Below are 22,380 nucleotides of genomic sequence, written 5' to 3'. Positions count from 1 at the left end.
ATTACCGATTTCTGTCCCACTCTCTTTCTGAGCGACTGATGATTAGATATTTACCAAAGGCGTTGCAGTATCAGGAGAAGTATCGAAGACCTGGAAATCATGCCCCACTGGCAAGTCAGCTTGAGCTAGTTGATTGACCATGGTCATATGAGCCAGCTCCTTAATATTATTTTCCTTGCTCAAATGCCCCAGATAGATGCGCTTAGTGCGATTGCCAAGTGTGCGAATCATGGTTTCCGCACCATCTTCATTGGATAAGTGTCCCAAGTCAGACAGGATGCGCTGTTTCAGGCTCCACGGGTAGGCACCGCTCCGAAGAATCTCGATATCATGGTTGCTCTCGATCAAATAAGCATCCGCATTCTCAATCACTCCAGCCATGCGATCGCTGACATAGCCCGTATCCGTCAGCATGACAAAGCTCTTTCCATCCTTCATAAAGCGATAAAACTGGGGAGCAGCCGCATCGTGGCTAACTCCAAAACTTTCGACATCTAAATCGCCAAAAGTCTTCATCTTACCCATTTCAAAGATATGCTTCTGACTGGCATCCAACTTGCCCAAGTCCTTTTCCATCGCTCGCCAGGTTGCTTCGTTGGCATAAATGTCTAGATTGTACTTACGCGCCAAAACCCCTACACCATGGATGTGATCCTTGTGCTCATGGGTGACTAAAATAGCATCTAAATCCTCTGGTTTGCGATCTATTTCACTTAAAAGGCTCGTAATTTTTTTCCCTGATAGACCAGCATCGACAAGCAGGCGTTTTTGGTCTGTTTCCAGATAAAAGCAATTGCCGCTCGAGCCTGATGCCAGAATACTATATTGAAATCCCTTAGTCATGTTCACTTTCTACATTCTCTTCATTTTCCCAGTCATCTACACGGACAGCATCGTTATCATATGGAAGAACAATGGTAAAGGTAGAACCCTTTCCGTACTCGCTCTTGGCCCAGATAAAGCCATGATGCTGCTTGATAATTTCTTTAGCAATAGCCAGACCCAAGCCCGTTCCTCCCTGGGCTCGACTGCGGGCCTTATCCACCCGATAGAAACGATCAAAAATCTTTGGCAGATCCTGCTTGGGAATGCCCAAACCTTCATCCGAAATTGAAAGAATCAACTGAACATCTGTTGTTCTCACAGAAACTGTAATCGTCCCACCATCAGGCGAATACTTGATGGCATTGTTCATGATATTATCAATCACCTGGGTCATCTTATCCGTATCAATCTCTACCCAAATCGGCGTAATTGAATAATCTCTGATAATCTCATATTTTTTGGTCTCATCCTGATTTTTAATCTTATCAAAACGGTTGAGGATATAGGTGATAAAGGCTGTAAAATTGGTCAGCTCAACGTCCAGATGGCTGGTATTATTATCAATCCGCGATAAGCTAAGCAAGTCCGTCACCATCCGCATCATTCGGTTTGTCTCGGTTAGTGAAACCTTGACAAATTCCGGTGCAACAGGCTCTGACAGAGCACCATCATCCAAGGCTTCCAGATAGGATTTTACACTGGTTAGAGGCGTCCGCAATTCATGGCTAACATTGGAAACGAAAAGCCGACGCTCCCGTTCTTCCTTGTCCTGCTCCGTTGTATCATGTAGCACTGCTACCAGCCCTGATATAAAGCCTGACTCCCGTCTGATCAAGGCAAATCGAACCCGCAGGCTTACATATTCACCATTTTCATCTTGAGAATCAATGGTCAATTCTGGAACCTTGGTGATCAATTCGCGTAGATCGTACTCATCAGCAATATCCAGCAAATCTAAAATACTGGTATTAAGGACATCATCACGTTTGACACCCAATTGCTTGGTTGCCATGTCATTGATGGTAATAATCTGCCCTCGACGATTGGTCGCAAGCACCCCATCCGTCATATAAGACAAAATACTGGATAGACGCTTGGTTTCTTGCTCCAAATTTTCATGCGTCAGGCGGATGACTTCAGAGAGATCATTGATGGAATTGGTCATGTCCGTGATTTCAGGACTGCCCTGCATATCTAAAACTTCTGAATAATCTCCTGCAATCAATCCCTTGATCTTTTGGTTTAACTGCACCAGCTTTTGAGTATCTCGTCGATTTTCCAGTAGCAAAAGAGCCACGACGATGATAAAGCCGACAACAATCAGTGAAAAGACAAAGTCAGGAGAAAGCACGAATTCTTTTAGTGTTTCAATCATTATTTCTTATGTAATAACCGACACCGCGGCGAGTCAGGATATACTCCGGACGGCTTGGAGTATCTTCGATTTTTTCGCGCAGACGGCGAATGGTCACATCGACTGTCCGCACATCTCCAAAGTAATCATAGCCCCAGACGGTTTCCAGCAAGTGCTCACGCGTCATAACCTGACCAACATGGGTCGCCAAATGGTGCAAGAGTTCAAATTCACGATGGGTTAATTCCAATTCTTTCCCATGTTTTTTCACCACAAAAGCATCTGGAAGAATCTGCAAATCCCCAATAAACAGTTCCTTTGGACTGCTCTCATCTACATGACTATCTGGAATTAATTCAGAACGGCGCAACAAGGCCTTGACCCGAGCCAGCAATTCACGATTTGAAAAGGGCTTGGTCACATAGTCGTCTGCTCCGATTTCCAGACCAATTACCTTATCAAATTCACTATCTTTGGCCGAAAGTACAATAATCGGTACATTGCTGGTCTTGCGAATGGTCCGAGCAACATCCAGTCCGTCCACTTCTGGCAACATCAAATCCAGAATCAAGATATCCGGCTGCTCTGCTTCAAACATTTCTAGAGCTTCCTTACCATCAAAGGCTGTCAGTACTTCATAGCCTTCCTTAGCCATGTTAAACTTTATAATGTCCGAGATTGGTTTCTCGTCATCTACAACTAATATTTTTTTCATTTTTTACCTTCATATCTATACAATTTTTAAGCTTAGACATCTATTGTTTTTGTATCTGTCCTACTGCTTCATAAGCACTATTATATCAAATTTTCCTTAAAAAATACTATTTTCGCACACTATATTCCAACATTCTTATAGAAATTTCAACTCAACTCTCTTTCTCCCAAAAATCTCAGTCAAGGATGAGGAATCCTCACTAAAATCCTTGATTTTTTTCACTTTTTCTGCAAAAATAGAGGCATAGAAAGAAGGTTGAACTATGACAAAAATCAATCAAATCATCACTTATCTTGAAAATGAAAAGCAGGATGTGGCTGTAATCTCCGATCCTGTAACCATTCATTACCTGACAGGCTTTTACAGCGATCCACATGAACGCCAAATGTTCCTATTCGTCTACACTGACCATGAGCCACTCCTTTTCGTACCAGCACTGGAGGTTGAGCGTGCTTCTTCTACCGTAGACTTTCAGGTTGTAGGCTATGTCGATTCTGAAAACCCTTGGGAAAAGATCAAGGCTTCCCTACCATCTCAAACCTTCAAGCAAGTAGCGGTCGAGTTTGATAATCTGATTTTGACTAAGTATCACGGCCTGCGTACTGTTTTTAATGGGGCTGAATTTGTCAATCTGACCCCTTACATTAACCGCCTGCGCTTGATCAAGTCGGCTGATGAAATCCAGAAAATGCTAGTAGCCGGCCAATATGCTGACAAGGCTGTCAATATCGGTTTTGACAATATTTTACTAGAAAATACTGAAACAGACATCATCGCTCAAATCGACTTTGCCATCAAGCGAGAAGGCTACGAAATGAGCTTTGAAACTATGGTTCTGACAGGCAACAACGCAGCCAATCCGCACGGCATTCCCGGAGCCAATAAAATCGAAAACAATGCCCTTCTTCTCTTTGACCTTGGCTGCATGGTCAATGGCTACGCCAGCGATATGACACGGACCGTCGCTGTCGGCCAGCCAGATCAGTTCAAAAAAGATATCTACTATCTGACTCTGGAAGCCCAACAAGCTGCACTTGATTTTATCAAACCAGGCGTCACAGCTCATGAAGTAGACCGCGCTGCTCGTGAGGTCATCGAAAAAGCTGGCTATGGCGAATATTTCAACCACCGCCTCGGCCACGGTATCGGTATGGATGTCCACGAATTTCCATCTATCATGGAGGGCAACGATATGGTCATCGAAGAAGGCATGTGCTTCTCTGTCGAGCCTGGCATTTACATCCCTGGCAAGGTCGGCGTCCGCATCGAGGACTGCGGCTATGTTACCAAGAATGGCTTTGAACTTTTCACTGAGACCAGCAAGGACTTGCTGTATTTTGATTAGAATAACAGAAAAGCACCGAACGGTGCTTTTTTAGTCTATCAATAGTTTAAAATAGCCATCCTCTTGTTTTCTCCCCCGCCTCTAGTTTCAACAGGAAGGCTTTTTTATCAAGGCCACCGGCATAACCGGTCAGTTTGCCGTCGCTTCCGACAATCCGGTGACAGGGAATCAGAAGGGAAATGGGATTATGGCCAATGGCACCACCGACTGCTCTTGCAGAGCCAATTTTCCCATACTCAGCCTGCAATTCCCGCAAAATATCTGAATAGGTAGCCGTTTGTCCATAGGGAATCTTCTGCAGTACTGTCAGAACCTTGCTTCTGAACTCCGTCACTTGAGGTGCCAATGGAATTTCATTTATTGCGGGATTTTCTCCCTTAAAATAAGCATCCAGCCAAGCAGAGACGCGTCGGCTGACTTCTGTCTCTTCCTCCTGTGCTTGCTCCAAATCGTAGCCTGCTCCAAAATATTTCTGGCCCTCAAACCAAAGTCCCAACAAGGCATTTGCGTCTGTCAAGATAAGAATCCGGCCAATCGGTGATGCATAATAAGTCTTGTACATATTTTTTCTTTCTTTTAGCTTATTGATATGCCTTATTATACCACTCTTGTCTTAACTTTTGCCACAATCCCATCTGGGTCTGTGACTTCTAGCTCTTGGGAGCTAATCCATCGGGCTGGTGCCTGCAAGTCCAGAGCATTTTCATAAATAGCTACTAAGTCTTCTTTTCCTTCTACTTGCGCTTCAAAATAGGCTAGTCCCATTTGCTTCGGTTGGCGATGATTCAAGTGAGAACCTCCCCATTCATTGACCGCTAAATGATGATGGTAGTTTCCGGATGCCAGCCAGCTAGCAGAAGGTACAGAAAATTTATCCTCTAAGCCTAGAAGCTTTTGGTAAAAATGACTGGCTGCTCTGCTATTTTTCACAGACAGGTGGACATGGCCCATACGAGTGCCTTCAGCAATACTAAACGGCTTGACTTCCTGACCCAGTTCATAGATTTCTTGAGCCGCTAGCGCTTCCGTCACTCCGATAATGCGGCCATCTTCACGAATATCCCAATCAGCCTGAGGCTTGTCCCGATAAAGCTCAATGCCATTGCCTTCTGGGTCCTCCAGATAAATGGCTTCACTATAACCGTGATCCGCTCCTCCAACCATAGGAACTTTATTTTCTGATAAATGCTTAAGGATATCTGCCAAAGCTTGACGACTTGGAAGCAAAAGCGCCAAATGATAAAGACCGTAAGCCGACTTGACGGGCTGTCGGTCACTGGTTGCTAAAAGCCTCACCAGCACTTGTCCGCCCCTGCCCAAAGCCACTTGTCCGTCCTGCTCTTCCAAAAGTTCCAAGCCTAAAACACGCTGATAAAAATCCCTTTGTCTTGCTAGGTCAGCCACATAAAGCGCCACCTCTCCTAGATAAATCTTGCTTTGATATTCAAAAGTCATGTACTTTCTCCTCTCTTAAATTTAAAATTTCAGCAGTGCTCCTGCTCAATCTTTTTTATTTTCCCAACACAGAGAGAGGTTCCTTGATTCGGTTTTCCACATCTCTATTTGCCCCGAAAGCTTATTTTATATTGTAATTATTTATATTACATCTATTACTATAGCACATCCTAATGTAATGTAAATAATTACATCTTGAAAAATTCTTAACAAAAAAAACAATCCGCTCACTAGGAAACAGATTGTTCTTTAATTTCTTTCTCGGTCGCTGCGACAACTTCATCGAGGCTGGTTTGAGCCAACTCAGCTTCCATGGCTGCCTGAATAGCTTCCAAGCGGTCATCCAAAACATTGTGAATGTTCTTGCCGATAGGACAGTCTGGATTGGGCTTGTCATGAAAACTAAAGAGCTGACCGCTCTTGCCCAGACATTCAACGGCACTATAGACGTCCAAAAGGCTAATGTCTTTCAAATCTTTGGCAATCCCTGCTCCTCCAGTCCCACGAGCAACGGTAATCATCCCGGCATTCTTGAGCTGGGACAGGGTCTTGCGGATAATGACCGGGTTGACGCCCACACTGCCAGCAAGGATATCACTTGTCAGTTTTCGTTTTTCCCCCTCCAAAGCCAGGACAATCAGCATATGAGTGGCAATGGTAAAACGGCTAGAAATCTGCATTTTTTCTCCTCCCTCATCATCTTCTCTCACTATTATATATCAAAAATGGTGTAACTTCAAGAGTTACGACTAGATTTTAAGAAAGCTGCAATCTCATCTGCATAGCCTTCCCGCTCACTGATTTCTCGCAGCAGGTCGTGATTGTGGGTATGGTGGATACCATTGACCAAACTTTCTCGATAAATCTCATAGTAAGGCAAGTGGAGCTCCCGAGCCAATCTCAGCTCCTGCTCCACATCATAAGCCACGCGCCGAAGGTCGACATCAGCCAGACCCGTCTCATCTATCTCTAAAATGGCATACTGGGCTCGCAAGTCCTGACGCAAAGCTGAATCAAGAAAGAATGGCTGACCAATAGATCCTGGATTGATAATCAGCTGGCCCTTAGTCCCATAACGGAGAAACTGTTGGTGAATATGACCATAAACAGCGACAGCGCAGTCATTTCCTTCAAAAAGTCGGTCGAAATCGCTCTGCTCGCCAATATGAATCAGCTCCCGTCCCCAATTCTTATCTGGCAGATGGTGGCTGACCGCAATCTTCAATCCCTCTACTTCTGTCAAGATTTGCAGAGGAAGTTCTTGCATGCGGTCAATCTCTTCAGGACGGATTTCCTCTAGGACAAAATGACAGAGCCGGGTCAGGTAGAGATGGCTAGGACGATCCAAATCCAGCTTTTGATGCAGGGCATGCCAGAGACTGTCTTCCCAATTCCCTCTAACCTGAAGGCTGATGGGCAGCTGCTCCATCCTATCTAGGATATTTCTGCGACCGGTTCCTGGCAGGAGCAAGTCCCCCAAAAACCAATAATCTGTCACCTGCTGGCTTTCCGCATCCGCCAGTACTGCTTCCAAGGCTGTGCTATTTCCATGCACATCGGATAATAAGGCAATTTTTCGTGTCATCGTATATCTTTCTCTTTCTTTACAAGGAATATTATATCAAAGTTCAAAAAAACTTCCACCCATCAAGTGAGTGAAAGTTTTGAAATGTTTTTATAAATTAATCAACAGATTTGAGTGCTTCCAGCATATCCACCCGTCTGAGGCGGTAGTTGACAAAGAAGCCAAGCAAGGTCAGGATAAGAGTCACTGCTGTTAGAGGAAACAGATAGACTGAGGGACTTACTTGAGGGGTTAAGCTGATAATGCTAGGCGCAACATTCTCAATCAAAAAACGATGCAGGAAGAAACCACCTAAAAGCCCAACTGCCATCCCAATCACTGAAAGAATAATGGTCTCTCGATAGATATAGAGGGTTACTTCTTTATTATGGAAGCCCAAAACCTTGATAGTGGACAGCTCGCGAATCCGCTCGGCCACATTGATATTTGTCAAATTATAGAGAATGACGACTGCTAAAAGAATGGAAATCAGGACTAAAATCATCATCGTATTATTAAGAGAATTAGCTAAAACATTGAACTGCTCCACCATGCTAGCATTTTGGGAGACACTCTTGACAACCTTGAGGCTCATGAATTCATTGGCCTTGTCCACAATATTTTTGCTGGAAGAGTCCTTGAGCCGCACTAGATAAGCATTTTTCTCTGGCTTTTTCCCGTAAATCTTCTGGTAGTCAGTTGCCTTCATAAAGGCAAAATGGCCAAAATGATTCTCATTGACTGCTGTGAGCTTGACAGACTTGCCACCCAGCTCTATACTGCCACTGGGGCTAGCTCCAGCTATACGGGCCAATTTATCCGAAACAACTACACCGTCCTTGAGACTCAGCTTTTGCTGGTTGTCAGGACTTTCCAGAGAAATAAAATGTTCAAAATTTTCCTTGTCCGTAACCATTAAAGTGACTGACTCTGTCTCTTTTTTCCCTTTGTATTCCTCTGTCAAGGTTTCACTATAGATCTCCTGATAATCAGCAATCGAGTCATCTGCCAACATCTTTTTCAGCTTGTCTTGCTCAGCTTGATTCTCCCCAGGATTGACAGCAACAATCAAGTCGTATCGCAGAATCTCCTCAAACTGACGTTTGGGAATACCACCAATAGAAGATTGGAGTCCTAGACCGGCAAAGAGCAGGGCAACAGACCCCGCCACACCAAAGATGGTCATGAACATCCGCTGCTTATAGCGAAAGATATTGCGTGCTGTGACCTTCTGAGTAAAGCTAAGACGTCGCCAGATAAAGGGCAGTTTTTCCAAGAAAATCTTGGAGCCCTTGACCGGTGGCTTGGGCAAAAGCAAGTGGGCTGCTTCTTCTGTTAGCTCCCGTCTTGCTACCAAATAGGCAGGGAGAACGCTAGAAAGAAGGGAAAGCCCAAGAGCCAGCAAACTATAGGAAACGTAAAAATAAGCATGATTGCTGGAAATCACCATCCCTCTGGTAATGATAGAAGAAATCACTCCAGACAAGAAATAATGTCCCAGCAGAATCCCTATGAGGGTACCTAGACTCCCCGCCACCAAACCGTAAAGGGCAAACTTGCGAATGATATCTCGGCTATGATAGCCTAGAGCCTTGAAGACGCCTGCATTTGTTCGCTCCTCATCGACAAAGCGAGTCATGGTGGTAAAGGTCACCATAGCTGCCACCAAATAGAGCACCACTGGGAAGATATTACCAATCGACGCAATACTATTCATGGAGTTTTTATACATATGATAGCCATTCCCACCTGGCAGGGACTTGCGGTCATAACTATGATAGGCCGGCTCTTTCAAACGACTCAGGTTTGCCTTAGCGTCAGCTAGCTTGTCCTTGCTAGCTGATAAGTCTTTCTCTGCCTTTGCTAGCTCTGCTTTTTTCTGATTGAGCTGGGACTCAGCTTCCTGGATCTGCTGCTGGCTCTGGCTGAGCTGGGCAGGAGGGAGGATAGAAGCGGCTTGGGCTGCTTCTAGCTAGTTTTTTTGCTGGTCCAGCTGACTCTGAGCTTGCTCTAATTGTTTTTTACCTTGGGTCAGCTCACTCTCAGCCTGGCCAATCTTATCTTGGCCCTCCTGAATGGTGCTTTTGGCATCTGCCTCTAAGCGCTTAAACCGGGCTGCTCCATTATCCGCTAAGCTCTTGTCCAAAGCAGTTTGGTGCTGCTCCAAACGCTCCTGATAGCTTGCAGAGAAAGGATCCAGCTTTTCTAAATCATGATAGCGCAAGCGGGCAATACTGTACACATCTGTTTTAAAGGCTTTGGGGCTGACTACAGCATAGGCTGATAAAGCCCCGCTGCCACTAGTCGCATTGCCCAGATTTCTATCAGACCAGAGCTCTGCTGAGTTGACAAATCCCACGACCTTATAGGTCTTGTTTTTCAGAACTGACCGACTGCCTGCTTTTTCGGTCAGATGGATCTCCTGACCAAGCTTATATTTCTTAGACCAAAAGCTAGCCAAGGCAATTTCTTGCTCTTTCTTGGGAAGACGACCAGAGGTCACTTGAAAGTTTGAAATATCTTTGGTATCTGAGAATACTCGGAGAGCCTCTTCGTCTACGGTGACATCTGTCAGATAGCCAAATTCGATATCCGCTCCTTTGATATCTGCCAGCTCTTTCTGATCCTCCGCATCCAATCCATAATCCGCCATAACGGCCAAGTCCATGGTTCGCTGCTCTTTCAAGTAATCTGTTGCTGTTCTGCGCATATTGGGAGGAGCGACCTTGAGCCCCACAAGGGCTAAAGAGCCCAGCATCATGAGGATTAAAATAGATAGGAAACGTCCTTTAGAGCTAGTGAAGGAGCGCAGAATATCTTTCCAATAAATCTTTCTCTTCATATCAATACTCCAATGTACTTATATCCTGTGGCTCTTCATTGACTGTAATACTTTTGACTCTCGCGTCGTGCATACGGATGACCCGGTCAGAAATGGGAGCCAAGGCAGCATTGTGGGTCACGATAATCACTGTCGCTCCTTGATTGCGAGACATGTCCTGTAAGATTTGCAGCACTTGCTTGACAGTATTGTAGTCCAGAGCCCCTGTCGGCTCATCGCAGAGCAAAATTTTGGGATTTTTTGCCACCGCCCTAGCGATAGACACCCGCTGCTGCTCCCCGCCTGATAACTGCGCAGGAAAGTTATTGAGGCGATTTTCCATACCAACCGCAGTTAGAACGGTCACTGGATCTTGAGCATCCTTGACAATTTCAGAAGCTAATTCCACATTTTCCTTGGCCGTCAGATTGGGCACCAAATTGTAAAATTGAAAGACAAAGCCCACATCATTACGACGATAGTCCGTCAGCTGGTGGGAATTGTAGTCAGCAATATTCTGACCGTCTATCAGAATGTCTCCCTCATCATTGGTATCCATACCTCCGAGGATATTGAGCACCGTAGATTTGCCTGCACCAGAAGCACCTAGGATAATGACCAGTTCCCCCTTTTCAATCTCAAAAGAAATATCATGATTAGCGACAATTTCTGCCTCACCTACCTGATAACGTTTAAAGCTATGTTTCATTTCAATGTAAGCCATATCGTTTCTTTCCTTTTCAAAGCTCTTTCCCTTAAATCAACAATGTGTTGATTCTAAATCACAGATATTATATAATGAGCTTAGACAAAAAGCAATAATCAAAAATCAACAAAGTGTTGATTTAAGTGAAAAGGAAGAAAAAATGGTCCAGAAACGAAAAACTAGTACCAAGGAAGACATCAAAGAAGCCTTGATTCAGCTACTATCTGAGGAAAGGTTTGATACTATCTCCATCAGCAAACTCTGCAAGCGGGCTGGGATTAACCGCGGCACCTTCTACCTCCACTACCAAGATAAATATCAGATGGTTGATAGTCTCAAAAAAGAAATTATTTCCCAACTTTCTAGTTATAGCATGTTTGAAGCGGAGAACGAATATCCCAAAAAATTAATGATAGCCAAATTTCATATACTGCGTGCTAATGAACGTCTGATCAATGCCCTGACCAGAAGCCATTATATTGACTTTCGCGGGGCTATTCGGGAATTCATAACCACTATCATTCTGAGCGACAAGCAAAAAGCTGCTACCCAGCGTTTTTTAGAGGAGAACTTCCACATTCCTCAGAAATACGCCTTGGAAATCTTCCTATCCAGTGTCGAGGGGATTATTTCTCTTTGGATAGCCGGCGGAGCTCAGGAAGAACCCGAAGAAATTACGCAAATGATCCTAGCTACCTACAATTATGATTATTGGAAGTCATAACCAGCACTCCACTTTTATAGATGAAAACTCAAAAAGGCGCAGAGTAATCTGTGCCTTTTCTTAAAACATTTCTGGTGAGCAAATGGCTTTTTAAGGATGCCCACTTAGATAGAGGCAGCAAAATCCTGTCCTATTTCACCATGTCTGGATCGTAATCATAAAATCCTGAATCGAGGAAGCGATTCTTCGGATGCAATTTGTGAAGTAGCTCATCTAGCAAGAAAGCTTGGTCATGGCTAAATTCACCTTTTTCAATCAGATCTCTTGCCTGAACAAAGAGCTTAGCAATCTCAACAAAATTCTGGCCAGGAGTATAGAGACCTTCCAACTTCCAATGAGTAAAGCCGTGGTCAACCAATTCTGTCAACTTGGTCATCAAGTCCAAGTCATTATTAGCAAAAATGTGAGTCCCATGCTTGTCCTCAAAGATCGAATAATGGCTCTGAGGATCGCTCGGTTCCGCAAGAAAGAGATCCCTCTCTCTTGATTTTTCATCATCGATGTGTGTAAAGTTATAATAATTTTGCAAAAGCGGACGTTTAGAGTGGTGGATAACGCTCGCACCATAAACTAGGACTTCTGCTGGAATTTCAAGAATTTCTGGCATTTTAAAGAGTTCTGCCGATGGAATTTCCCGCGCTAAAACAGCTTCCGACACCCCAGCATTCTTGCCCCAAAAATTAATCTGGCGGCTGCTGGTAACCATGGTCGAAGCATCATAAATCGTTTTTAGCTTATAGCCATCCCGCTGCAAGACGTAGAATACACCTGCATCCCCAACGGTGATATAGTCTACCTCAATCTCCTGTAGAAAATCCAAATAAGGCTTGATCTGGTCCATCATGTCCTGATGCATCAAAGCATTGACGGCAACGGTCATTTCTTTTCCTGCCTGATGAACCATTTGAGAAATACGATTTAATTCGTCATAAGTGAAGTTATGCGGTAAACGAAGACCGTATTTTTCCTCACCGACATAAATACGATCTACTCCTGCTTCCAATAAGGCTTGAACTTGTTCTATACTTTCAGCTGTTGCTGTAATAATTATCTTTTTCATATCATTATTATACCAAAAAATTAGGAATTATGATTTCTTAATTCGATTTTATTCGTTTTGTAACTATCTTGTAATATATCTAATCATAGAAACATGATAGAATGATAAGGTACTACTAGGAGAGAGACAATGGCTGTAAGAGATTTTAAACAGTTTGAATCAGCGCCCCTGCATGATTCGACAGAACAAACTAAGGAAATATCCTATCAAGAATACCTGCCCCAAGCAGAATCGGCATCACAATTACGTGAGCTATTTTTCTTTATAAATATTGCTTTATTCTGTATTTTGACAGTCTTTTTTAGCTTTATTTTTTTGTCTGCAAAATTGAGCACCTTTCTATCTTTCTCACTTGCTATTGTCCTAAGTCTTATGATTATTCAAGGATATCGCACTGTTCGAAGAAAGAAACATTGATTGTCTACGAATTAAATCAAACGAGATCGAAAGATCTCGTTTTTCTTTTCTTTACCAAGCGTAATTTGGTTCCTGACAAGCACACATAGCTGCCAACAATTCTTCTGGAGTTACCTTTTTTAGCCCTCCATAGACTGGATCCTGAACGGTGTAGGACGGATCAATGTAATAAACTGCAAGGACATCACTGCCGTCTGCTGATAATTCATAGCCTGTCCCCACAACATTGTGTTCACCCTTGTGACCTGGGTAGATGGAGGCATTATCAATCGTATAGTAGAGCGGATAGCCATCATCAATATTCTTGCGCAGGCGCTCCTTAAAAAGACGCATATCCTCAGAATTCGGGGCGCTACTAGTCACTGTAGCAAGATGATAGCCTGCTTGGCCTGCTGGCACTTCCGCATAACCAAATAAATATTGATTTAAGACACGGATAGCATTGACATTATGGGTGCCGAAAGTCTCATCGGTCCCCATCGCTCGTGCCAATTCTTCCTGACTAGCCTGAACGCCCCTGTATGCTAAAATCATACTGACAGAGGTCGGTGCGCAAGTATTCCAAGCTCGCTGGATCTGCATAGGAACTTCCAGGCGCTTTCTGATTGGAGAAGACGTTTCTTTGCTAGAAGGCTGCGTCTCCTCCTCTCTGACCTTTTCACTGGTCTGACTGGAACTTTCCGACTCCGCAGAAGCAGAACTCTGACTCGGGCTAGATTGATTAGCACTAGCTTGACTACTGCTAGCTGTTTTCGAGCGGGCTTGACTCGTGCTCGAAGCTTTAGAAGAGTCAGTGCTTCCAGACTGAGGGGACTCTGAAGCTTTCTGCCGAGAACAGGCTAGTAAGCAGCAGCATAAACCAAGCAAGGCAAGTACTTTTAGATTTTTCATACCAACCCCCCCTTTTATTTATATGATAACGCTTTCTTTGCCAAAAATCAAGTTGGCCGAGGAGAAACTAAATAGTAGTAATTTTTGCTTCCTATACCACTGCAGCAAAGCTCCAATTCGAACAAAAAATGAGGCTTGGACTCTTTTGTCCCAGCCTCATCTTGTATATCTAGTTTGAATTTACTTATCTTCTAAATCAATGATGATTTCTTCTGAAGGGGCTTTTTCTCCTTCTTCCACCACGATATCTGAAATTTCTTCTTCAAGAATTTCCTCTTCTTTTTCAAACTTTTCTTTGATTTCTTGGAATTTATCCTGCGAATAGTCTACTACTGACTTGGTCGTATCCTTAACAGACTCCAATACTGTTTCAGCAGTAATTTCGCCATTTTCAACCTTTTCCTTGGTTTGGTTGATGGCCTTGACAGCCTGATCTGAAAAGTCCTTTACTGATTGGACAACGGCTTCGTGAGTCTTATCTGGATCTTCACGATAGTCAACAACAAAATCTTGAACTTTTTCAGTAATTTCTTTGCCTTTTTTGCTGGTTAGAAAGTACGCTGCAGCTGCACCAGACACAGCACCTAATAAAAGTGATGAAATTTTTCCCATAGTAAACCTACTTTCTTATTTTTTGAATAATTTTGTAAACAAACGAAGGGCCGTTAGACCTGCTGTTGTTTTGGCTGTCGTGCTTCCTGCTGCGACTGCTTTTTTTCCTAAAACACGCGCCTGATCGTTTAAATCAGATACTGATTCGGATAGGTCTGCCACCGCATTGAAAAGCGGATCAATCGTTGCTACTTTGTGGTTGATATCATCTGTCAACACATTGACTTTGGCAATCAAATCATTGGTTTGATGTAGGGTGACATTAACATCAGAAGTCAACACTTTGATCGTATTTTCTGTCTCATCCAGCATTTTTGCAGCCTTATCACCGAGAGTTTTGACGGTGAGGGTCATGTAGATTAGAAAGACAATCAAAGCGACAGCAACTAAAGTATAAGCAATTTCAAGCATAATATTCTCCTCTCATTCTTGATAATAGGGGGCTTGTTTTTTTCTTTGGTAAACCATAATGCCGATGCCGAGTAAAATCAGAGCTGCAGACAGCCACTGAGATACACGCACACCCAAGAACATGAGACTGTCGGTCCGCATACCCTCGATAATCATCCGGCCAAAACCGTACCAAATCAGGTAAAAGGCTGCCAATTCTCCCTGACGGAAGAATTTAGGGCGGCGGCGTAAAATCAGCAGTAGGGCAAAGCCAAGTAAATTCCAAAGGGATTCGTATAAGAAAGTTGGCTGGCGATAAGCACCATCTATGTACATATTATTGCGGATGAAGGACGGCAGATAATTAAGATTTTTGACCACCGCTCCATAGGCTTCTTGGTTAAAGAAATTACCCCAACGGCCGATGCTCTGAGCGATCAAGACGCTAGGTGCTGCAATATCCAAGAAATCAACAGGATTGATTAGCCTTCTCTGAGAAAAGAAATAAAGGACAAGGGCTCCAGTAATCAAACCACCGTAAATGGCTAAACCACCATTCCATATCTGAAAAATCTCAATCAGAGAATGCTTGCCATAATAAGACCATTCAAAAATCACATAGTAGAGTCGCGCTCCAAGGATGGCCAAGGGAAAGGCAATCAGAATGAAATCAAGAATATCATCTGGAATCATCTTTTTGCGTGGCGCTTCCTTCATAGCCAAGTAAACGGCTAAAATCAAGCCAGTGACAATGCAGATCGCATACCAACGAATACTAAAGGGACCGACTGAAAAAGCTACTGGATCAAGCATCTTTCACCTCATTCTGGCTAATCAGATTAGTCAGTCGTTCTTCAAAAATCTTGGTGGCATCAAAGCCCATTTCCTTAGCACGATAGTTCATAGCTGCAGCTTCGATCACCACAGAGATGTTGCGTCCTGTCTTAACTGGGATACGAATCCGAGGAATTCTGACACCGGAAACTTCCAGTTCTTCTGCATTATTGCCCAGACGGTCAAAGGTCTTATTGGTATCATAATTTTCCAGATAGACGGCAATCTGTACCTGTGAAGAATCCTTAACCGCACTAGCTCCGTAAAGGCTCATCACATCGATAATGCCGACACCGCGAATTTCCAATAGATGACGAAGAATCTCAGCAGGCTCTCCCCAGAGAGTCATTTCATCCTTGGCAAAGATATCAACCCGGTCATCCGCCACTAACCGATGGCCACGCTTGACTAACTCAAGACCAGTTTCACTTTTACCAATACCACTGTCTCCTTGAATCAGCACGCCCATTCCGTAGATATCCATCAATACGCCATGGACACTGGTTCTGACCGCCAAACGCGAGTCAAGGAAACTAGAAATTTCCCCTGATAAACGGCTGGTTGATGTGCGGCTGGTAAGAATCGCGATTTGCTTTTCTTCAGCTGCTCGCCGCATTTCTTCAGGAATCTCTAGTTCACGCGCCACAATGACAACTGGCGTTTCTGGTTGAAACATTTTCAGAAGGACTTGATGACGGTTGTGAGACGTCATCTTCATCAGATAAGACCACTCCTTCATCCCAATCAGCTGAATCCGTTCTGGCGTGTAGTAGTCAAAATAGCCGGTCATTTCAAGGCCCGGCCGCGAAATATCCGATGTCGAAATCTCCTTTTCTAAGAGGTCATCGCTGCCGTAAACGATGCGTAAACGGACTTTTTCAATCAAATCTTTGACCTTTACAGACATTCCCTGCTCCCTTCAAATTTATCTTTCTCTATTATAGCAAATTTTTACCCTAAAAGAGTTTTTAAGATTGGAAATTAAGCAGGATTTTTCCCTAGATGCTTGTGAAAACATCTCCCAACCAGCAAAAAGGCCAGTCAAAACAACTAGCCTATCCATCTTTGGAGAATTCTTTTTTGATTTTGAAAGCAAGGATGGCTCTCGATAAAGACTGGTATTTCACTTAGAGGTAGCCAGAGATGGGCATCGGTTTCGCCTACCTGATAGCGGACTTGACTCTTGTCCCCAGACACTACCGCTTCATAGAAGTCAAAGTGGCACTGGTCTTCAACAGAGCACACCTGCTCCAACAGTCTCATACTGTCGGGAACCAAGCCTGTTTCTTCTTCTAATTCACGTAGTGCAGCTGTCTGGCTATCTTCTCCAGCCAATACACTGCCTCCTGCTCCAAACTCGTAGTAGCCAGGATAGAGACTTTTATTTGCTGACCGCCGCATAATGAGAATTTCGCCATCCTGATGGCGAACCAAGACATTGACACAGAGATGAAACTGCCCTTCAGGAATCTTTTCTCCTCGAACCAGGAGATGGGGGAGCTGATTTCGATTCGAGTCATAGGCATTCCAAACTTCTGTCATATTTCCTCCTTGGATAGGTCATTCGTATTTCGGCATCAGCTTCCAGATTCCGTCAGCTGTGCTTCCCTAGATTCTCTCTTTTCGTTTCTTCTACATCTAGCAAAAATTCGGGAACACTCCCCGAATTTCTCTATTTTATAATTACCAAAACCAGCCGTCATTGTCATTGATTGGCTCGGCATCTTTCATTTTGCGAGGGCCCGTTCCATACATTTCCGCTTCCACATCTTCCTTGTAAGGCATCACGACAGCCAACAAAATATAAATCAAAATGCCCAAACCAAAATTAAAAACTGTAAAGATGATGAATAAAAAGCGTAACAGGCCAAGATCAAAGTTAAATTTATCAGCCAATCCCGACAAAACTCCTGAAATCACTCGGTTTCTTCTTAATTTATAAAACTTAGTTTTCATGATGATGACCTCAACTCTCATTCTTTCTTCCATTTTATCATAGCGAGAGAACAAAAAAATCAGCCCGAAGGCTGATTCTGCATCTATTCGTTTTTAGTTCGCTGAGCCTCTGTTCGTTTTCTCTTGTAGGAAGGATAGTTTTCCTCTACAACGACCGCAACGATATTTTTGAAGATTGACCCTGCGTCTGCGACGAATAAGTGCTCCACAGCTCAAGCATTCATAAATGAGAAAGGATTGCGAGTCGGACAAGGATGGAGCATAGCGCAGACCGTCAACTTGCTTAAGGAGGTCTTTAAAATCTCTATCTCCATGGCGGTAACCTTTGCCCTGATAATAGAGATGATAGTGGACCAACTCATGGCGGACAATTTTTCGAAAAGTTTCAAGTCCAAAAGTTTCATAAATTTTCGGATTGAAATCTAGATGACCATCTTTTGGAAAGAAGCGTCCTCCAGTCGTCCGGAGACGCTTGTTCCAATAAGCCTGGTGGTGAAATTCCCAGCCAAAATCTTCCAGCGAAACCTGCTTGACGTAGTTAGTTAGATTCATCTGGTGCTATCAGAGAGAGGTTGACCTTCTCCCGCTCCACATCTAGCTTATCCACCCAAACAGTAACTAAATCGCCAACAGACAGGACTTGACTTGGATGCTTGATAAAGTTTTTACTGATTTTAGAAATATGGATAAGTCCGTCTTCGTGGATACCGATATCCACAAAGGCTCCGAAATCGACGACATTTCGGACGACACCTTCCAGCTTTTGACCGATGCGCAGGTCCTTGATATCCAAGACATCCTGCCGCAGAACTGGCGCGTCAAAGGAATCACGCAAATCCCGGCCAGGCTTGAGCAGATCCGCAATAATGTCTTTGAGGGTTTCTTCTCCCAAGCCTAGCTCTGTAGCCAAACTAGCAGTCTGAACAGCCTTTAATTTAGCTTGAGCTGCTTCATCCAAACTACTGATTTCCAGACGCTTAAAGAGCTCCTCCACCGCCTTATAGGACTCTGGGTGAACGCCAGTATTATCTAGCAAGTTATCACTTTCAGGAATTCGCAGGAAGCCAGCTGCCTGTTCAAAGGCTTTTGCACCCAGACGCGGCACTTTCTTGATGGCCTCGCGAGACCGAATCAAACCTTCGGTTTCCCGGTATTTGACTATATTTTCCGAAATCGTTTTATTGAGACCAGCTACATGGGCCAGCAGGGCAGGACTGGCGGTGTTGATATTGACTCCGACTTGGTTAACCACGGTATCCACGACAAAGTCCAGACTTTCAGACAGTTTTTTCTGGCTGACATCATGCTGGTACTGACCAACTCCGATAGACTTAGGATCTATCTTGACCAGCTCTGCCAATGGATCTTGCAGACGGCGGGCGATGGAAATAGCTGAGCGCTTTTCAACAGTTAAATCTGGAAATTCATGACGAGCCAGTTCACTAGCAGAGTAGACAGATGCTCCGCTCTCATTGACGATGACATAGCTGACATTTGGATGAGATTTCAAAACTTCTGCTACAAAGGCTTCGCTTTCTCGGCTAGCCGTTCCGTTTCCGATGGCAATGATTTCCACACCGAACCGCTCAATCAGCTCTGACAGTTCCTTCTTGGAAGCTTCAATCTGAGCTGGCTTTGCTGGCGCTACTGGATAGATGACATGAGTCGTCAGCATTTTTCCTGTCGCATCGACAACAGCTAGCTTGGCTCCTGTCCGAAAGGCTGGGTCAAAGCCCAGTACTACGCGACCTTTGAGAGGAGCAATCAGGAGGAGATGACGGAGATTATCTGAGAAGAGCTGAATCGCTCCATCCTCAGCAACCTCTGTCAGCTCGGTCCGAATACGGCGCTCCATGGCTGGAATGATTTTCTTTTTGACCGCTTGCTGGATAGCTTCAAGAATATAGGTATTTTTCACCTTGAAACGTACTTCAAAGAAGCGCAGGATTTTCTCAAGATTATGTTCAAAACCAACCTTGAGAATACCTAGCTTCTCACCACGGTTAAGAGCCAGAGTACGGTAGCCTTGCATAGTCGCTACTTTTTCGGAAAAATCATAATAAATCTGGAAGACCTGCCTTTCATCCAAATCACCGTCTTTGAGACTGGATACGATAGAAGAATTGGTCTGCATCTCATGGTAGGTCCAAGCCCGCAGCTTGGTATCTTCGGAAATCGCCTCAGTCAGAATATCCACTGCTCCAGCCAGAGCAGCTTCTGCTGTCGGAAAGGCTTCACTAGTCAGTTTCTCAGCTTCTTCCTGCAAATTAGCCGCATCCTGTAAGATGAGGCGGGCCAAAGGAAAGAGACCTGCTTCACGGGCAATAGTAGCCTTGGTGCGGCGCTTCTCCTTATAAGGCAGATAAAGTTCTTCCACATCGGCCAGCTTTTCAGCAGCCTCAATCTCAGAGCGAAGCGCATCCGTTAGTTTACCCTGCTCCTCAATCTTGGCTAAGACCGTCGATTTACGCTCTGCCAAGGCAGTCATGCTTTTATCCAGGTCAATGATTTCCTTAATTTCGACCTCATCTAGATTTCCTGTCATTTCCTTACGGTAACGAGCAATAAAAGGAATGGTATTTCCCTCAGCGGTCAGTTCTAAGACCTGTGATACTTGTTTTTCTTTAAGGCCCAATTTCTGGGCAATTTTTTCAATATTTATATTTTCCATAACGCTTCTATTATATCATAATATGAAGCTGAAAAATCTATAAAGACTAGTTTAATCCATCTTTTTCTTGCTAGGATGAGTCTGCTGTCTCTGGTCAATCATGGCTGAAAATATCATTTTTTTTCTTTTGGTAGTATAATAGAATTATTATTTTAGAAATGAGGTGCTTTTATGGCTGTTAAATTTACCAAAACAGACGATTTAGACAAGATGTTCGAGGAGTTTGCCACTCTGCCCAAGCTTGAAAAAGTAGAATTTCCAGATGACAAAAAGAAAAAAGAAGCGCAAGAAAAGGCTAAAAAAGCATGAGCTTCTTTTCTAACCTTCCTTCCAGCGTCTTACAGGCTGGAGCCATCTTTCTCTCCATTATCATTGAGGCCCTGCCTTTTGTCCTGATCGGAAGTATTATTTCCGGCTTTATCGAGGTGTATCTCACGCCAGACAGGGTTTATCACTTCCTGCCCAAGAACAAATGGGCTCGGATTTTCTTTGGAAGCTTGATCGGCGTCGTCTTTCCCTCCTGTGAGTGCGGAATTGTTCCTATTATTAACCGCTTCTTGGAAAAGAAAGTTCCCAGTTACACAGCTGTGCCTTTTCTGGTCACAGCTCCAGTCATCAACCCTATCGTGCTCTTTGCGACCTACTCAGCCTTTGGTAATTCCTTCCGAATGGCTCTGCTGCGTGCTTTAGGTTCTATGATAGTAGCCATTATTTTAGGGATTTTTCTGGGCTTCTTTGCAGAAAGTAATATTCAAAAAGAAAATCGCAAGGCTGTTCATGAGCATGACTTTTCACATCTCAGCAAAGGACAAAAGGTTTTTCAGGTCTTTGTGCAGGCCATTGACGAATTTTTCGATACAGGCCGCTATCTGGTCTTTGGCTGTCTCTTTGCTAGCCTAGTCCAAGTCCATGTGCCAACTAGAATCCTGACTTCTATCAGCTCGACACCGGCTGTTGCCATTCTCCTGCTCATGCTGCTGTCCTTCCTGCTCTCGCTTTGCAGCGAAGCTGATGCTTTCATCGGCAGCTCCTTGATTGCAAGCTTCGGCTTAGCACCAGTCTTAGCTTTCTTGGTCATTGGGCCTATGCTAGATGTCAAGAATCTGCTGATGATGAAAAACTACTTTAAGACACGCTTTATCTGGCAATTTATCAGCCTGGTTACCGTCGTCGTCTTTCTTTACTCTTGGCTTGTGGGGGTGGTGCTATGATTCGATTTTTAATCTTAGTCGGCTACTTTGAGATCACCATGTATCTGCAGCTGACGGGCAAGCTCAACCAATACATCAATCTCCACTATTCCTATCTGGCCTATCTATCTATGATTCTATCCTTTATCTTGGCAGTCGTGCAGCTCATTATTTGGATGAAGAAGATGGAGGTCCACAGTCATTTAAGTACTCGCTGGGCTAAGTTAGGCAGCGTGCTGCTCCTTGTCATTCCGCTCTTTGTGGGAATTTTCTTTCCAACCGTTACCTTGGATTCGACAACAGTTTCTGCTAAAGGTTTTCATTTCCCGCTGGCTGAGGGAAATTCAACTGCTATTCAGCAGGACGAAGGCACAACCAGCCAATACCTGAAGCCAGACACCAGCACCTACTTTACCAAAGGGGCTTACGAAAAAGAAATGCGGGCAGCCGCCAAGAAATATGTCAAGCAAGATACCATTCAGGTCACAACCGAAAATTACATGGAGGTCATGGAGGTCATCTATGACTATCCCGACGAGTTTGTGGGCAAGACGCTGGAGTTCACTGGCTTTGTCTACAACGACCCCAGCGACCAGAAGAGTCAATTTCTCTTTCGCTTCGGTATCATCCATTGTATCGCCGACTCAGGTGTCTATGGCCTCTTGACGACTGGAAATACCCAGCGTTTCGAGAATAATACCTGGATTCATGCCAAGGGGAAACTTGCCATGCACTACCATAAAAGTCTGGGGCAAAGCCTACCAACTTTAGAAGTTGAAAGCTTTGATAAGGTGGAAAAACCGGACAATCCTTACGTTTATCGAGTCTTTTAGAGCCAAGCACCTATGAA

24 protein-coding genes and 1 pseudogene are annotated in these 22,380 nt (G+C 44.1%); 6 read left to right on the top strand and 19 right to left on the bottom strand.

The annotated features are described in order from the left end of the window. Positions 1 to 42 precede the first annotated feature (42 nt). The 3 genes from walJ to yycF are packed head-to-tail and all read right to left on the bottom strand — an operon-like array spanning position 43 to position 2,894. Positions 43 to 843: an exodeoxyribonuclease WalJ gene (gene walJ / locus A0765_RS03710; protein WP_037586201.1), complete on the bottom strand. Its 801-nt coding sequence runs from the start codon at positions 841 to 843 to the stop codon at positions 43 to 45. Next, entirely contained in the window at positions 836 to 2,200 is a 1,365-nt protein-coding gene (gene vicK / locus A0765_RS03705; RefSeq protein WP_005589490.1) for a cell wall metabolism sensor histidine kinase VicK, read from the bottom strand. The genes walJ and vicK overlap by 8 nt, the downstream gene beginning before the upstream one ends. After that, complete coding sequence (gene yycF, locus A0765_RS03700; RefSeq protein ID WP_005589489.1) at positions 2,193 to 2,894, bottom strand: response regulator YycF; 702 nt, start codon at positions 2,892 to 2,894, stop codon at positions 2,193 to 2,195. Before yycF ends, vicK begins: the two co-directional genes overlap by 8 nt. 262 nt (positions 2,895 to 3,156) lie before the next feature. On the opposite strand from yycF, the gene A0765_RS03695 reads away from it, so the two are divergent. Beyond that, complete coding sequence (locus A0765_RS03695; protein ID WP_062004700.1) at positions 3,157 to 4,239, top strand: M24 family metallopeptidase; 1,083 nt, start codon at positions 3,157 to 3,159, stop codon at positions 4,237 to 4,239. 46 nt (positions 4,240 to 4,285) lie between these two features. On the opposite strand, the gene A0765_RS03690 is transcribed toward A0765_RS03695, so the two are convergent. The 6 genes and pseudogenes from A0765_RS03690 to A0765_RS03665 form a co-directional block, all read right to left on the bottom strand. Beyond that, on the bottom strand, positions 4,286 to 4,801 hold the full coding sequence (locus A0765_RS03690; protein WP_062004698.1) for a methylated-DNA--[protein]-cysteine S-methyltransferase: 516 nt from the start codon (positions 4,799 to 4,801) through the stop codon (positions 4,286 to 4,288). Between the two features lie 35 nt (positions 4,802 to 4,836). Next, a complete protein-coding gene (locus A0765_RS03685; RefSeq protein ID WP_062004696.1) occupies positions 4,837 to 5,694 on the bottom strand; it encodes a VOC family protein in 858 nt (285 codons plus the stop codon). A 230-nt stretch (positions 5,695 to 5,924) separates the two neighbouring features. After that, positions 5,925 to 6,374: an Rrf2 family transcriptional regulator gene (locus A0765_RS03680; RefSeq protein WP_062004694.1), complete on the bottom strand. Its 450-nt coding sequence runs from the start codon at positions 6,372 to 6,374 to the stop codon at positions 5,925 to 5,927. Positions 6,375 to 6,430: 56 nt separating this feature from the next. After that, the gene (locus A0765_RS03675; RefSeq protein ID WP_046165858.1) at positions 6,431 to 7,279 is read right to left on the bottom strand and encodes a metallophosphoesterase family protein; all 849 of its coding nucleotides are present in this window, start codon (positions 7,277 to 7,279) and stop codon (positions 6,431 to 6,433) included. A gap of 97 nt (positions 7,280 to 7,376) precedes the next feature. Beyond that, a pseudogene (locus A0765_RS03670) lies at positions 7,377 to 10,100 on the bottom strand (FtsX-like permease family protein). 1 nt (position 10,101) lies between these two features. Next, entirely contained in the window at positions 10,102 to 10,803 is a 702-nt protein-coding gene (locus tag A0765_RS03665; protein ID WP_062004692.1) for an ABC transporter ATP-binding protein, read from the bottom strand. Positions 10,804 to 10,945: 142 nt separating this feature from the next. Between A0765_RS03665 and A0765_RS03660 the strand changes: the two genes are divergently transcribed. Then, positions 10,946 to 11,509, top strand: a complete 564-nt coding sequence (locus A0765_RS03660; RefSeq protein WP_062004690.1) for a TetR/AcrR family transcriptional regulator — start codon at positions 10,946 to 10,948, stop codon at positions 11,507 to 11,509. A 130-nt stretch (positions 11,510 to 11,639) separates the two neighbouring features. Here the strand turns inward: A0765_RS03660 and A0765_RS03655 are convergent, their stop codons facing one another. Further along, positions 11,640 to 12,569: a peptidase U32 family protein gene (locus A0765_RS03655; RefSeq protein ID WP_062004687.1), complete on the bottom strand. Its 930-nt coding sequence runs from the start codon at positions 12,567 to 12,569 to the stop codon at positions 11,640 to 11,642. A 129-nt stretch (positions 12,570 to 12,698) separates the two neighbouring features. Between A0765_RS03655 and A0765_RS03650 the strand changes: the two genes are divergently transcribed. Beyond that, on the top strand, positions 12,699 to 12,986 hold the full coding sequence (locus A0765_RS03650; protein WP_062004685.1) for a DUF3270 family protein: 288 nt from the start codon (positions 12,699 to 12,701) through the stop codon (positions 12,984 to 12,986). A gap of 51 nt (positions 12,987 to 13,037) precedes the next feature. Here A0765_RS03650 and A0765_RS03645 read toward each other — a convergent pair whose 3' ends face one another. The 9 genes from A0765_RS03645 to A0765_RS03605 all read right to left on the bottom strand — a co-directional run bounded on the left by A0765_RS03645 (position 13,038) and on the right by A0765_RS03605 (position 20,340). Continuing rightward, positions 13,038 to 13,877, bottom strand: coding sequence for a C39 family peptidase (locus tag A0765_RS03645; protein ID WP_062004684.1), 840 nt, complete (start codon positions 13,875 to 13,877; stop codon positions 13,038 to 13,040). 180 nt (positions 13,878 to 14,057) lie between these two features. Then, positions 14,058 to 14,489, bottom strand: a complete 432-nt coding sequence (locus A0765_RS03640) for a YtxH domain-containing protein (RefSeq protein ID WP_005589465.1) — start codon at positions 14,487 to 14,489, stop codon at positions 14,058 to 14,060. Between the two features lie 15 nt (positions 14,490 to 14,504). Further along, positions 14,505 to 14,900 (bottom strand): DUF948 domain-containing protein, encoded by a 396-nt coding sequence (locus A0765_RS03635; protein ID WP_061910099.1) that lies wholly within the window; start codon positions 14,898 to 14,900, stop codon positions 14,505 to 14,507. Between the two features lie 12 nt (positions 14,901 to 14,912). After that, positions 14,913 to 15,692, bottom strand: a complete 780-nt coding sequence (gene lgt / locus A0765_RS03630; RefSeq protein WP_062004682.1) for a prolipoprotein diacylglyceryl transferase — start codon at positions 15,690 to 15,692, stop codon at positions 14,913 to 14,915. Then, entirely contained in the window at positions 15,685 to 16,620 is a 936-nt protein-coding gene (gene hprK, locus A0765_RS03625) for an HPr(Ser) kinase/phosphatase (RefSeq protein WP_062004680.1), read from the bottom strand. The genes lgt and hprK overlap by 8 nt, the downstream gene beginning before the upstream one ends. 143 nt (positions 16,621 to 16,763) lie before the next feature. Then, positions 16,764 to 17,255: an NUDIX hydrolase gene (locus tag A0765_RS03620; RefSeq protein ID WP_062004679.1), complete on the bottom strand. Its 492-nt coding sequence runs from the start codon at positions 17,253 to 17,255 to the stop codon at positions 16,764 to 16,766. 141 nt (positions 17,256 to 17,396) lie between these two features. Beyond that, positions 17,397 to 17,669 carry a PspC domain-containing protein gene (locus tag A0765_RS03615; RefSeq protein ID WP_015605217.1) on the bottom strand — a complete coding sequence of 91 codons (273 nt, stop codon included), beginning with the start codon at positions 17,667 to 17,669 and terminating at the stop codon, positions 17,397 to 17,399. A 93-nt stretch (positions 17,670 to 17,762) separates the two neighbouring features. Beyond that, positions 17,763 to 18,221: a SprT family protein gene (locus A0765_RS03610; RefSeq protein WP_062004677.1), complete on the bottom strand. Its 459-nt coding sequence runs from the start codon at positions 18,219 to 18,221 to the stop codon at positions 17,763 to 17,765. Then, positions 18,208 to 20,340 carry a Tex family protein gene (locus A0765_RS03605; protein ID WP_062004676.1) on the bottom strand — a complete coding sequence of 711 codons (2,133 nt, stop codon included), beginning with the start codon at positions 20,338 to 20,340 and terminating at the stop codon, positions 18,208 to 18,210. Before A0765_RS03605 ends, A0765_RS03610 begins: the two co-directional genes overlap by 14 nt. Before the next feature lie 171 nt (positions 20,341 to 20,511). Here A0765_RS03605 and A0765_RS10210 point away from each other — a divergent pair, with 171 nt between their 5' ends. The 3 genes from A0765_RS10210 to A0765_RS03595 are packed head-to-tail and all read left to right on the top strand — an operon-like array spanning position 20,512 to position 22,363. Further along, a complete protein-coding gene (locus tag A0765_RS10210) occupies positions 20,512 to 20,649 on the top strand; it encodes an SPJ_0845 family protein (protein ID WP_125388326.1) in 138 nt (45 codons plus the stop codon). Continuing rightward, on the top strand, positions 20,646 to 21,551 hold the full coding sequence (locus tag A0765_RS03600; protein WP_062004674.1) for a permease: 906 nt from the start codon (positions 20,646 to 20,648) through the stop codon (positions 21,549 to 21,551). The genes A0765_RS10210 and A0765_RS03600 overlap by 4 nt, the downstream gene beginning before the upstream one ends. Then, on the top strand, positions 21,548 to 22,363 hold the full coding sequence (locus tag A0765_RS03595; protein ID WP_062004672.1) for a TIGR03943 family putative permease subunit: 816 nt from the start codon (positions 21,548 to 21,550) through the stop codon (positions 22,361 to 22,363). The genes A0765_RS03600 and A0765_RS03595 overlap by 4 nt, the downstream gene beginning before the upstream one ends. Positions 22,364 to 22,380 lie beyond the last annotated feature (17 nt).

This window comes from Streptococcus cristatus, from assembly GCF_001588905.1.
GTDB lineage: Bacteria > Bacillota > Bacilli > Lactobacillales > Streptococcaceae > Streptococcus > Streptococcus cristatus_N.
This window is presented reverse-complemented; position numbering and strand designations above follow the sequence as displayed.